The sequence below is a fragment of the Sphingobium sp. R-21 genome (genome assembly GCF_049913335.1).
Classification (GTDB): Bacteria; Pseudomonadota; Alphaproteobacteria; order Sphingomonadales; family Sphingomonadaceae; genus Sphingobium.
This window is the reverse complement of the sequence record NZ_CP184376.1, coordinates 74,991-87,688: the sequence shown is the minus strand read 5'-3', so window position 1 is coordinate 87,688 and position 12,698 is coordinate 74,991. Positions and strand designations below refer to the sequence as shown.

Below are 12,698 nucleotides of genomic sequence, written 5' to 3'. Positions count from 1 at the left end.
TCCTGCCATCGTTCATGACTGCGGGCCGGTTCACGGGGATCGACCAAGGCGATTAAGGGGAGCTAATGGCCACCATCGGCGGCTGGATAGTTCATACCGTTCCTGGCAAGCTGACGATAGCTACTGATCCGATTGGGGAAGGCGTGACGCTCACACTTTCCTATTTCCGCGCCGATTTGAGTTGACGGGCATCGAACCCCGCAGATCCATGGCCTTTGGACCGGCAGGCCACGCACGGCAGTCAGGTCCGTTTCCTTGTTCTGGCCTGTGCACGACCTGCGGGTATCAAATTCAGGCACCCTCGACACGGCACAGTGCCTTCTCAGAGTGCGGGAACGTGGCTTTTTGGGTGACCGTCACGTTCCTCCTGTTCGGGCGGCGCACCCTGGATTTTCCAAGCGATGTTCAAGTGACGCTGATGCCACTTCACAGGACTGCCGTCCTCTCTTGAGCTATGATGATGCTTTTGAACGATATTCTGTGTCATCCGCCCTTGCTCAACCGCGCAATTCCTGTTTGCGATGGGGTATGGTCGCAGGCCGCCTTCTACGATCAAGAAAATAACCGCCCTTTTGAGGGCTACGGTTTCCGCGGTGCGGACCCTCCGTTTATTTTCTGGATCGCGTCAGCCTTACTCCCGTGACGACCCCATCAGGAATTGGCCTGATCGAGCAAGAGGAATGTCCCATGCAGAACATCGCTGAATTTCGCATCATCGGCCGCGTCAACAAGGTCACGGAGCATGAGAAGGTGGCGAAGATTTCGGTCGCCGCCAATTACAACCGCCAGGAAGATGGTGAGTGGGTCACAGACACCCATTGGAACGAGGTGACGCTCTTCGGCCGCCTGATCGAGCGCGCGACCAAGATCGACAAGGGAGATCTGATCCACGTCACCGGACGGGTTCGGCAGAACTCCTACGACACGGCTGACGGCAAACGCTACACGGTTGAACTGATCGCCGATGGCTTGGCGGTCCTCGCAAAGGCCAGCGAAAATCACGACCGGTAAAGGAAAGGGGCTGCTTTTGCGGCCCCTCCCGGCTTGACCCAGCCGATCTGGGTTGCGCTTTAAGCCTCTGAATCTTTTGTTGGATTCGTTGAGTTATCGCCGCCGCGCGATTATCCTATGCGTCAGCTCGGCTCATCGCCGGCTGATTGCTCCTGCGCGGGCGGCGGCGCGACGAGGTCGCGCCACCGCCCGCCAATCTACAAGGAGGTGGAGGACATGAGCGGTGTAGCGCAAGCAGGCCTTTTCTTTTTCCTGCTGTTCGTCGCGATGTTTCCCAGCGCGGGTAGCAAGAGCAGAGGGCCTCGCATCCGCGATGAGGATGCCGAGACCTGGTGGTACGCCCGCCAATCGTGGTGGAATGACCGTCGATGAAGACGATCGCCGTGAACATCGAAAAGGGCGGCGCGGGGAAGACCACGATCGCCTGTCACCTCGCCTGGCATCTGGCCGATGCAGGGCACCGTGTACTGGTGCTGGACCTTGATCGGCAGTGCAATGCGTCGACCGCACTGCGCGATTTCGAGCAGCTTGGCTCGTGCAAGCCCTTGTTCGAACCGGACTATGCCGCGCCTGAGGGATTGCAGCGCGCCATATACTCCAACCACATGGCTGGAGAATATGATGCTGATTATGGCAAAGCGCTGACTTGTTTCCGCGCAAATTTCCCAGCGTTGAAGGCGGCCTATGATTATTGCGTGATCGACACGCCGCCAGCGTGGAGTTGGATCAACTTCGCAGCGCTGATGGTCTGTGACGATCTGATAGTGCCAGTGGAACTGGGACCCTTCGGACCCGATTCGACCCGGCAACTTTCCAACTCGATCCAGACCGTCAATCAGCGCGGCCGCCAGACGCCGATCCGGGTTGCTGGTTTGGTCGCCAACCGGGTCAAGGCCAATGACCGCAACCAGCAGGCGATGCTGGCTGAGCTCAAGGCCAAGATTGGCCGCAACTTGTTTTCCACGCATCTTCCCGATCGCGCCCACTACAGCCAGGCGGTGCAGGCCGGCGTTCCGGTCTGGCGGTTCGATAAGGATGTCCGATCGTCCCTGCCGCCGATGCAGGCGTTTTTGGACGAAGCATTGCAGAGGATTTGCGCCTGATGGATTTCGGCAACTTCGACATATTCGCCGCCAAGAACGAAGTTGCTGCCCAAGAGCGGGTGCTACTGCTCGACCCGTAGCTGGTCTATGCTGATCCCCATAATGTGCGCCGCGCGATCCGCCAGGAAGAGATCGACGCGCTGGCCGAGACCATTAAGTCCAGAGGGCAGTTACAGCCCATCATCGTCGCACCGGCGGACGATGAGGGGCGCTACATGATCCAGTTTGGGGAACGGCGCTGGCGTGCGTGCTTGCAGCTTGGCCAGCCCGTCCGCGCCATCATCCGCGAGGTTCTGGATGCGGCCCAGATCAGGATCGACCAGTTCATTGAGAACGACCAGCGCGAACAGCTGTCCGTATCGGACATGATCGCGTTCGTTGCCGATCAGGTCGGGTCAGGCATGAGCATCGCAGATCTCGCCCGCGCCACTGGTCGAGACCGGGCGCGGCTCTCCCGCCTGCATAGCCTCGCGTCGGCGCCCGACTATATAATCGCTCGCCTCAATGATATTCCGGTCCGCGGCGCCGTTGCATTAATGAAAGCCGCCGCCAACGATCCCGAAGCTGTGATGGCGTTTCTCGATGCCACGCCTCCGGGTTTGGTCACGGTTGCTGGCTGCGAAAGCCTGTCGCGCCCTGCGCCGATGCCGTCAGTTGATCTTGAAGCTGGCAACGTGGCGCAGGTGCTGCGCCTATCTCAGGAGCGCCGCCCGGTACCCGCAGCACCGGGAGGGCGAACCGAGCCGAAGCGGTCCCGCCCGGGAGCGGAGTGCCCCGATGGGTCACGCGCCATCGTTGTCGGCGGCAAGAGTGGCCGCCTTGTTGAGGCGCTGATTCACTTCGACGGCGAAGGCCAGCCGCGCCTCGTCCGCTTCGATCGCTAAATCTGCGCACCCCTTCTTTTCCGCGTTCTCGAGCGTTCCGGCCATGGTAGAGCACAGTGGCCCGGGCCACAGATTCGCATGGTTTTTTAAGAGGTTGCTTTGATGGCAGGATAGGGGTTAGGGTCGCAGTTGTAACACAGTGGCATCGCGGACAAGGGACGAGGATGACAACTGCAAACGCAGCTCAGGATGGCAAAACGCACCTCACCATTCGGCTGGACCGGGCCACGCTCGACGCTTTCGACGCGCTCGCGGCGGGCAGGGGAGGGCGCAGCGCGCTTCTCCGGTCAGTCCTGGCGCAGGTTCTCCGGCAGGCGGGCGATGCGCCGCTTGTGCAACCGCAAGCGGAGCGCAGCACTAACCGCGTCACCATCAGCCTGACCGATGCCGAGATGGCGGTGTTGGAAACACGGGCGGTCGAGCGCGGAACGGATCGGGCGGGGTGGGTCAAGGCCCTGACCCGCCGCCATCTTGGTCTGAAGGGCAGTGTCGACGCGGGCTTGCGTGAGAGCCTCGGCCTCGTGCGCAAGCAGTTGCAGCGCATTGGCCGCAACCTCAATCAGGCCACGCGTGCCGGCAATGCGGTCGCGCTGGCCGACAATGGGCTGCAAATCGAAGGCGAGCTTCGGCGCATCATCGAGATGCGTCAGGAGGTCAGCGACCAGATCGCGGCCCTGGGTGAAGCCCTGCGGGGAGACCTCAGCTACTGGAAGGTGGCTGACTGATGTCGTTCGGCGAGCGCGAGGACGAACTGTGGGGCGTGCTGAAGCCGACGTTCAAGCCGCGCGTGTTTGGTGATCCCAATCTCAAATATGCTGAGCGCCTGCTGAACCAGAAGGAGTTCGGCAAGGACGTAGGACAGGTGGTGGCGCCCCGTGCAGATGCCCGTTCCGTGCTGGCCCGCGTCGTTCGAAAGGCGCCCGAGGTGCTGGTGAAGGTGACGGGCCGCAAAAAGGGAGCCGACCATCTTGGCGCTCACCTCGCCTATATCGGGCGTAAGGGTGGGATCGCGCTGGAAACTCGCGACGGCGAACTGCTCACGGATAAAGCGGATGTCCAGCAGCTCGCGGAGGAATGGTCCGAACCCTTATATTGGCGCCAGCGCGCGACTGTGTCCGCAGTCTCCATGGTCTTTTCGATGCCGGAGGGTACCGACCCTGAGACGGTGAGGCAGTCGGTGCGCGAAACGGCGCAGCGGATGCTGGGCGACAATCATGATTATCTGATGGCGCTCCACACCGACACGCCGCGCCCGCATGTGCATATGACGGTTGAGGCCGAGGGCATGGACGGCAAACGGTTCGATCCCCGACGGGAGGATTTGTTCAAATTTCGGGAGGCTTTCGCCGAAGCGCTGCGGAGCCGGGGTGTCGAATGCGAAGCGACGCCGCGCTGGACGCGGGGGCAGGGCAGGGCTGGCACGAGCATGGCGCTCGCGCAAATGCGGGAGAAAATCCGGCGTGGTGTGTCGCGGCAGCCGACCGAAGCCGATTTGCGGCAGGCTCGGGAAGCCCTGGCGATCGCGATGGGAAAGGCCCAATCGCCTAGTTTTTTGGCGCAGGCAAAGCAGCGCTGGGCTGATATCAGAGAACGATACGAAGGCGCGGCCGTTCGCCTTGATGGTTCAGAGGACCCGCGTGACAAAGAACTGGCGCGGGAGCTCAGATCGTTCCTGAAAGATCGACCATCGATTGAAACCGTTCCCGATCGCGTGCTTAAGGATGCGATTGAGCGCGTGCGCATTGCGAGAGAGCAGCAACAAGCGGACAAAGAGGAGCGAAAGCCCGCAGAACGAGTACCCCCAGGCCTAGGGCGGTGAGCTTGGGTTATGACCTTTGCAAGCTGCTTTTGCTAGAAGTGATAATTGGCATATGCTATAGGCATAGGCCAAGGAGCTACTATGGGTGTCGAGCGTCACGTTAAGCTTTTCAAGAATGGGCGTAGCCAAGCGGTGCGCATCCCCCGCGAATTTGAGCTTCCTGGTGAGGATGCGATAATGCGCAAAGAAGGTTCGCGCATTATCATTGAACCTGCGCCCGGGACTTCTCTTCTGGGGCTGCTCGCGACGCTTGCGCCGATCGATGAGGATTTTGGCTCAATTCATGATGCCGCTCCTGAACCCATCGATCTTTGAGGCATGTTCCTGCTCGACACGAATATTCTATCGGACCTGATCCGGCATCCGCAGGGCGTGATTGCGGCGCGGATTGCCGTAGTCGGTGAGGTGACGGTGGCGACGAACATCATTGTAGCTAGTGAGTTGCGCTATGGCGCGGAGCGTCGCGGATCCGAGCGGCTGACGCGGCAACTTGAGGCGGTGCTCTCCCTGCTTCCGGTGCTACCTCTTGGCGATGACGTCGACACGCATTACGGGCGGCTTCGTACAGATTTGGAAAAGCGGGGTCAGCCCATCGGCGGCAATGATATGCTGATTGCCGCGCATGCCTTAAGTCTCGGGGCCACCCTCATAACGGACAATGTTCGAGAGTTTGAACGGGTGGCGGATCTAGGCATCGAGAATTGGCTCGGTCCGTACTGAGGTTGCCGCCGAGCATCACAGCAGACAAATTCAAGGTTACTCACGGCAGCAACGATTGGGTCGGGCCTGAGCGAGTCACCGTATAAACCCTGACCGCCTTGGGGACTTTCGCGACTGTCAGCTTCAAAATTGCGAACCGAAATAAGCCGACGTTCAATTGGCCCGAGCCGCGCGAATTGCCTCTCCTTATGCGCCCGCTCTGACTGTCGGCCGAACGCGCGCAAAAACCTCATCATAGAGCGCAACCTCGCCGGGCATCGCCAGTGTGACGGCAAGCCCAAACGTCACTGCGTCGTCGATTACTGCTCCTTGGTCGGGATCGCGCTGAACCGTAAGCGGTACGGTCATATTGGCAGTGACGACCGGAGCGTCGCTCCCTTCCCAGCAACGCGAGAAGATTGTGCCGCGATTGATCTGGTTCTCATCGGGCTGCCAGCCATGAGGACTTATACCGAGATCGGTGATCGAGGGAGGCTTGAGAATCTTGAGTCGACAGGATCGATAGGATTTTCGACCCGGTGATACCGGCGTGAACCAAGCAAGGGTCGCCGAGAGACTGTGTGGCTGACTTTTCCCGCCGATGGCGAGCGGAACGGGAACGGCTATGGTCACCGAACGGTCGCGATGCAGACTGCCAACAGCAAAGAAGGTAGCGCGGTCCGCCGCGCAGGCGACAGCATCCTCGGCATCGACCATGCCATAGCCGATGAACCGCCGGATATTATCCTTTTGACGCGGAGCCTGACCGCGTCCCCACGGTCCGACCGTATCCTTGATGAGCCTAGCTACGTCGCGAGGCCAGCGTGCCGGGTGGACGAGGAGCGCCTTGAGGAGAACGGCACGCTGGAGCGGCGACATGGCGAGGAATTCAGCGCCATATTCGGCTTCGAGAGCGTCGTGGATTTCGTGACATGTCCGCGAGGCGAGAGCGGCGGCGGCGCTGGTCCCGTTCGTGTAACCGTCCTGATTTTCGCGGCCGGCCACGGGTGGTGCGGCGACCTTGAGGCCCGCGCCGCGCGAAGCACGGCCGGGTCGGACCTCGATATGGGTGTGGTTGCGCACGACTTGCATATGCTCCTTCGAGCCCGGCATCAGGATGTCCGGCTTCACCGATCGGGCGAAGCCGGGACCGAGCGAACTGGAGGGATTGGCGGTGTCGTGATCGGGAAACGGGTCGATCAGTGCTCGCGCAAGCGCCCGGTCGGCGGGTGTCACCGCATCGCTGTTGCAGGCGCCCACCGTAATGCCGTTGATGGTTTCAGCCGGCGAGAACATCCGTCGCTCGCCGATCAGACTATGAAGCGCATTTATCATCGATGTAGCGCGATGGGCACCATCGGCGCTTTCGTAGGCAAGCCCGTTCGCATAGGCGGGTACGCCGAAGTCGGCGATCGCGTTGCCGGCGCTGACTATGAAGAGAAGGCCGAATCGGTTCGAGAGGCGATCGAGCAGCCGCGCCCATGGTGAAAGCTGGCCATGGAAAGGCCGGTTCCTGTTCCCTAGCGAGAGGTTGACGATCACGACGCCCGGTCGCTGCTCCCGCAACCGGACGATGGCGAGGTAGATGAGATCCACGACGAGCCTGTCGCGCGGGAAATCGTCATGATCACCCATGACGGGCATGACATGTATCCGGCGGGGCAAGGCCTGGCCCGTGCCGTTGCGATCGCCGTGGACGATGAGCGATGCCATGGCCGTGCCGTGAAAGCGATTGGCCACGAGTGCCGAGGGTTCGAGATCGAAGGGGTCGTCGAGATCGACGTGCCGGCTGAGCATGCGGTGCGCCGCGACCGGCACGCCGTCCAGCAGAGCGAGAATTGGCTCGCCCAATTCGGGCTGTGGGAGCGCGACAGCTTCTTCCTCGGCTACATCGCCTAGTTCGATTGAGGTCGAGGCGCTTTGTGGCCGGATGTGCTGGATCGGCTCGAGCCCGGCCACGCCTTCGGCGCGTCGCTCCACGATTTCGCGGACGGCCCAAACGGGAATGTCGGCTAGCAGCGCGTGATAGCCAATATCCGCTATGCGGGCCTGCGAGACGATACGGCCGTCGCGCGCGGTGATCGCGGCCCGGACATTGGCCTCCTGTTCGTTTGCGATCCGATCCTGAACGCGATAGACCAGCTCGACCTCAATGCGCACTAGTTCATCATCGTCCAGTCCGTCGATGAGGGAGGCAAGAAAGGTCGCGTCGCTTGCGTGGACGCGATCCAGCGGTCCCCATGGCCGCAGATCCTTGAGCAGTTCGAAGACATTCGCCCATGGAGTTTCGCCGCGTATCAGCCGACCGGTCTGCCACCGCTGCCATAGGGTAAGGAGGTTTCGCAACGCCCCCATGTCAGGGACGAGCAAATAGGCGAAGGGCTGCTTGTCCTCTTCATCGCCTTCGAGTTCCTCTTCATCGACTAGTTCGAGGCCCGCGACATTCTGGACGGCGTTTGCAAAGGCGGAGATCGAGCCGCGCACTTCGAAGACAAGGAGGCGCTCAGGCGCCAGACCGGCAGCGTCTGCCCGCAGTTCGAGCGCATCGGCGCCGCGTGCGAGAATATCGGCAAGTCTGCTGAACTTGGGACCAAATGCTGCCGTTTGGCGATCGCGCGGAAACGCGTCGGGCCTCGGGGTCATCATGGCGCGCCCAATGGCGCGCGGTTGATCAGCTGGGACGGGCAGCCTCAGAAGAGGCTTGGTCGGATCGCTCGGCACTGATCGCCTCCGGAGTTACCCGCGAGGCCCAAAGCTCGAGTTCGGCGCGTAAGGCATCATCAACGGAAAGCTCCCCCAACCCCAAAATCTGGCGCCTTCTGACATTCTGGCAGAAGTCCAAAGCCTCGGCATAGCTTACCGTGCCAAGCTTCGTTGTGATACGCGCCGGCGTCATCTTGGGAGCATCGGGCCAATCAGACAAGATGCGATCGAGAAATACGGTCACTTCCTTGCGTTGAGGAGTGGGCATGCTCAGGCGCATCTGGAACCGACGCCAGACGGCGCGATCGAGAAGTTCACCGTGATTGGTCGCGGCAACGACGATGACGTAGCTTGGCAACTGATCGAGTTGCATGAGCAGGAAGGAGACGACGCGTTTGATTTCGCCGGTTTCGTGCGTGTCGCCACGCTCCTTTCCGATCGCATCGAACTCGTCGAAGAATAGGACGCTGGGCGTCGTACGGACATAGTCGAACAGCCTGCGCAGGCGCGCGTTCGTCTCGCCCAGATAGCTGCCAATCAGCGCGTCATAGCGCACAACATAGAAGGGCAGGCCTAAGCTCTCGGCGATGGCTTCGGCGAAAGAGGTTTTCCCGTTGCCCGGAGGCCCGGACAGGAGCACCCGGTGCCGCGGCTCGTAGCCGCTCGCGCGCAGAACATCGGCGCGCCGATGCTCCTCGATAAGCTGGCGCCCGCTCTCCTTGACCGGCAGAGACAGGATCAGATCGTCGATCTGGAGGCGAGCCGTGACTTCGAGTATCGCCTCACGCCCATTCGACGGATTAAGATGTGGGGAACTGGCCGTCAGCGCCGGAGGGGTGACAGGAACTGCGGAGAGTGCGCGTTGGAGACGATCGGCGACGATATAATGCTTCTTGGCGCGCTCGTCGGCGACCAGCGCTTCGGTCGTTGAGCGCAAGGCTTCCCGATCGCCTGCAGCGCCGGCGCGCACCAGAGAGATGAGAAGGTCGCTACGCGCCATGTCAGCCTTGAATATCCCCCGTTTCCACGCTCATGCCCGCTTCTCCATGCTAACAATCAATGCTGCCGCTGTATAATATCTTCCATTCTGGGCGCGCCTAACGGAATCAAAAACGAGCCGAGTCGAATCAGCGCGCTTTATGCGATAGTTTGGCGCTGCGGAATCCTAAATCGCAACAGAAATCGGGTGCTACACGACGACAAGGGCTCGGCCTAATCTGAAGCGTTTTTCTGCGGCCATCACGGCCACCGGAGATGTGTCATGGGATTATCAGAGTTTGTTCCCACCGCTCGCCAGCGGGTGTCCCTGTAACGCCGGACGCAAGATTGGTGCAAAGCGCGCATTAGCCTGTTAAATCAATGCCAACGACCGCTAGCTTCACCTGATGGTTCAATTGTGCCTCAAGGTCGGCAGCAAAGCTTTGCAGCCGCCTCAGCAGGGTCGAGAAATCAATCACGGATTCGGTATCCGGGCATCGCCAAGTGCGGCGTTTTCTCATGGTCACAAGTAGGCAGCCCGCCCGGCAATCATCATGTTGCATATACTGGCCGACCAGCTGGTCTTCCAGAGACCGCTCGAGATCGACGACCGAATACCCATTGTTGGCGAGTTTCAATTCGATGACGGCCTGCGCATTCGAGCGCACCGAGAGGAGACGGATGTCCGTTTCCTTGTCATTGACCACCAGCGCCTCGCGATCGACACGATAAGCTCCATTCGCGCGCTCCTGGAGGCGCTTGGCGAACCAGACCTGCATATCCTTTTCTTTGTCGATACCGACTAGGATCGATCGCTCGGAAAACTCGTGTGCAGCGATATCGTGCTTAAGATCTGCAAGCCGATCCGTCATCAGCCGGAACATGCCGTTGCGATCCGCCTGCGGGGCTTCGCCATAAAGCTCGATCTGCGAAAGATCGCGATCGGCCAGTGGAGGCCCCTCAGCTTCGCTGGCCGCTTTCTCGCGCGCAATCTGGTCGAGCCTGTCTTTGAAATGGGTGAACAACGGGTCATTGCGCATGGCCTGCTTGATGGCCCAAGCTTCAGCGCCAGTGCGGGCAAGCAGAGCACTCAGCACTGCTCCGCGGCCATCCTGCGCCTCGTCGCGGGCAGTCGGACTGAAGACTCCGCCACCCGCCCGGTCGATGTCATCGGAGAGGCGGATTTCGGCATAAGCCAACTTGACCAGTGAAAGAAGCATGGCAGGAGTGAAGTCTTGGCCCGAAAGATCGGAGCAAAAGCGCGCGCTGCGGCGATGACCAAAGGTGGCGAACAGATTTTCGCACAGGGGGTACCGGGTTGGCGGATCGAGCGTTCCAATCTGTTGTTCCAGTAACGCAATAGCCTGTCGCGGCGCGGTGTTCAGCAAGAGCATCACCCAGAGCAGCGCGAAGGGCTCCCCAAGGCCACCTGAAAGCCGGTTATGCGCCAGCGCGATCAGCTGTGACCGATCGAATGAACTGCGAAGCAGATAATCAATCGCCCTTTCAAGGTGATCGTGCATTCGAGCCTGCTGTTGCTCACCGTCGAACGCAGCATCGGTCGTCCGCAACCAAGCCCATACACGCGGCGCGAAGAACTCGAGGACAGGCTGGTCAGCCCGCGAGAAATCCGCGAGCAGTCCCGGGAATTCGAAACTGACGGCGTCATCCAACTGGGCTGAAAGCTCCTTGCCAAGTGTAGCATCGACAGCTTCAGGGTGGTGCGCCACGAGACCCGCGATCCAGGGCGGGACGCCGTTGAGTTCAACAGGTACAAGGCGGGATGCTGTCGCGGCATCCTTGCGTGAGAGATCTCGTGCCCAGTCTGGTTGCTCCGCCTCTGCATAAACCCCCGCAAGCGCGTGGATCCAGCTGGACCATACGGTATTGCGCTCGTCGGTTGGACGCTCACTGCGCAGCGGAACCTCGATGGTGCGCCAGTAAGCACAGAACGCTGCGCGCACCCGTTCGGTGATCGCATCGTCGAAATGGGCCGAGATCGCTGCGCCGTTCCAATGGGCGCGCCAGCCCAGGTCTTCGGGGTCACGTTCAAGAACTTGCGCAAAATCCCAAACGATTCTGGAATTGCTCGTCTTCGCGAAATAGGCGTCTGGATCGCGCAAGATATCCTGCCGCCAGTCGAGCCACGTCTGGACAGCCGCCGCTTCCTTGGCCTTGCGTACCGCTGCCTGCTTCTTCCACTTCGCTTCCTGCGCCGCGTAGGACCTATCCGGCTTTGCAGGAACGAGCCATTGCTCCAGTTTTTCGAACCACGAAGGCTGATCTTTGGCAATGTCGCGGAGCGCTGCGACCCGGTCCTGAACCGGCTGGCCATCGACACGAAGCAGATAGAGGGCGTCGCGGAAAGCCGCAGCGCGGATACGCTGATCAAGTCCGGTGTCAGCCGCCACCTCCAACAACCAGTCGAAATCGTCGTAGTCAATCGCACCCACGGTCGAGCCATAGGCGATGTTCATTCCGAACTCGTCGTCATTGCGCGCCGGCACATGAGCAGCGCAAAAGTGCCCCTCCGCTGAGTAGATGAATTTTCGCCAGCTTCTAGGACCAAGGCGGAGCCGCTCGATCAATTCTTCTGCAGGCTTTTCATCGCCAAATTCATTGTCCTTCAGCCGGGTGGCGATCACGGCGGCCTCGACCAGCCCCTCGGGAGGTGGACGGGTGTCGTCGAATTGACGCAGGCAAAATGCTGCTAGCGCCGACGTGAGGTGCCGATATCTGCTCGCGTAATGCGGCCAGTGTTCGACGCGCTTGATGCTGTCTTCGATCAGCCGCGCCATCAAGTCGCGCAGCAAGGTGACCTCACCGTCAGGGAGCGTCCAATGCGGTATCAGCCTTGGCAGTGTCCATTCGATCCCGCCGACACTGCGTTTGTCGACATCGATCTGTCCGAGAAGCCGGACGAAGTCTTCTGCCAAAAGATGCTTGGGAAAAAGCGGGTCAATCACCCCTTCCTTCACGCGCGATGGCCAGTGCGGCTCGCTCAGTAATGACGCGATCAGGCTCGACAGCTCGCCCGGTGCCGTCATCTCTGCAAGAACCGTGACAGCCGTTACACGGTCAGTCGGCGACGCTTCGGGATCATTCGCCACTTCTGTTGCGATATCGCAGCAGTCTTCCATGCGCGCCGCCTGAATGAGGTCGATCAGTAGTTCGCCGACTTCTGGGCTGGTGCTTCGTTCCTGCCAAAGCCTGCGGACGGTAGGCGACAGATCGGGCGACGCGAAACGCAATACCTGAGGATAGGGAATGCGCACCCCGCGCCAGCCATCGCTTCCATAACGTTCGACATAGGCCGCAAGGATACGGGAGCGCGCACTGATCGGAAAACTCTCCGGGTCGCCGTCATCCATCAACGCTTCAGGCTCTCGGCGCACCATCTCGTCGCGTACAGCGTCGTCTGTGATCGCCAGCCAAGCCGCGACTGGGCGCATCGAAGGGAATACCAGATCCTGACCATAGCATTCGCCGAACAGGAGCCGA

The 12,698-nt window shown here is 60.7% G+C and carries 9 protein-coding genes; 7 read left to right on the top strand and 2 right to left on the bottom strand.

The features are described from left to right. Window positions 1-687 precede the first annotated feature (687 nt). The 7 genes from ACN9MX_RS21960 (at window position 688) to ACN9MX_RS21930 (ending at window position 5,537) form a co-directional block, all read left to right on the top strand. Window positions 688-1,011: a single-stranded DNA-binding protein gene (locus ACN9MX_RS21960; protein WP_426387897.1), complete on the top strand. Its 324-nt coding sequence runs from the start codon at window positions 688-690 to the stop codon at window positions 1,009-1,011. A gap of 368 nt (window positions 1,012-1,379) precedes the next feature. After that, a complete protein-coding gene (locus ACN9MX_RS21955; RefSeq protein WP_426387896.1) occupies window positions 1,380-2,114 on the top strand; it encodes a ParA family protein in 735 nt (244 codons plus the stop codon). A gap of 80 nt (window positions 2,115-2,194) precedes the next feature. Then, entirely contained in the window at window positions 2,195-2,998 is an 804-nt protein-coding gene (locus ACN9MX_RS21950; protein ID WP_426387903.1) for a ParB/RepB/Spo0J family partition protein, read from the top strand. Between the two features lie 164 nt (window positions 2,999-3,162). Further along, a complete protein-coding gene (locus ACN9MX_RS21945; RefSeq protein ID WP_426387895.1) occupies window positions 3,163-3,723 on the top strand; it encodes a hypothetical protein in 561 nt (186 codons plus the stop codon). Next, window positions 3,723-4,817, top strand: a complete 1,095-nt coding sequence (locus ACN9MX_RS21940; RefSeq protein ID WP_426387894.1) for a relaxase/mobilization nuclease domain-containing protein — start codon at window positions 3,723-3,725, stop codon at window positions 4,815-4,817. The genes ACN9MX_RS21945 and ACN9MX_RS21940 overlap by 1 nt, the downstream gene beginning before the upstream one ends. A gap of 81 nt (window positions 4,818-4,898) precedes the next feature. Continuing rightward, window positions 4,899-5,132 carry an antitoxin gene (locus ACN9MX_RS21935; protein WP_426387893.1) on the top strand — a complete coding sequence of 78 codons (234 nt, stop codon included), beginning with the start codon at window positions 4,899-4,901 and terminating at the stop codon, window positions 5,130-5,132. A gap of 3 nt (window positions 5,133-5,135) precedes the next feature. Next, window positions 5,136-5,537, top strand: coding sequence for a type II toxin-antitoxin system VapC family toxin (locus ACN9MX_RS21930; protein ID WP_426387892.1), 402 nt, complete (start codon window positions 5,136-5,138; stop codon window positions 5,535-5,537). A 186-nt stretch (window positions 5,538-5,723) separates the two neighbouring features. Here the strand turns inward: ACN9MX_RS21930 and ACN9MX_RS21925 are convergent, their stop codons facing one another. Then, window positions 5,724-8,162, bottom strand: coding sequence for a S8 family peptidase (locus tag ACN9MX_RS21925; RefSeq protein ID WP_426387891.1), 2,439 nt, complete (start codon window positions 8,160-8,162; stop codon window positions 5,724-5,726). Window positions 8,163-8,187: 25 nt separating this feature from the next. Further along, window positions 8,188-9,219: an AAA family ATPase gene (locus tag ACN9MX_RS21920; RefSeq protein WP_426387890.1), complete on the bottom strand. Its 1,032-nt coding sequence runs from the start codon at window positions 9,217-9,219 to the stop codon at window positions 8,188-8,190. Window positions 9,220-12,698 lie beyond the last annotated feature (3,479 nt).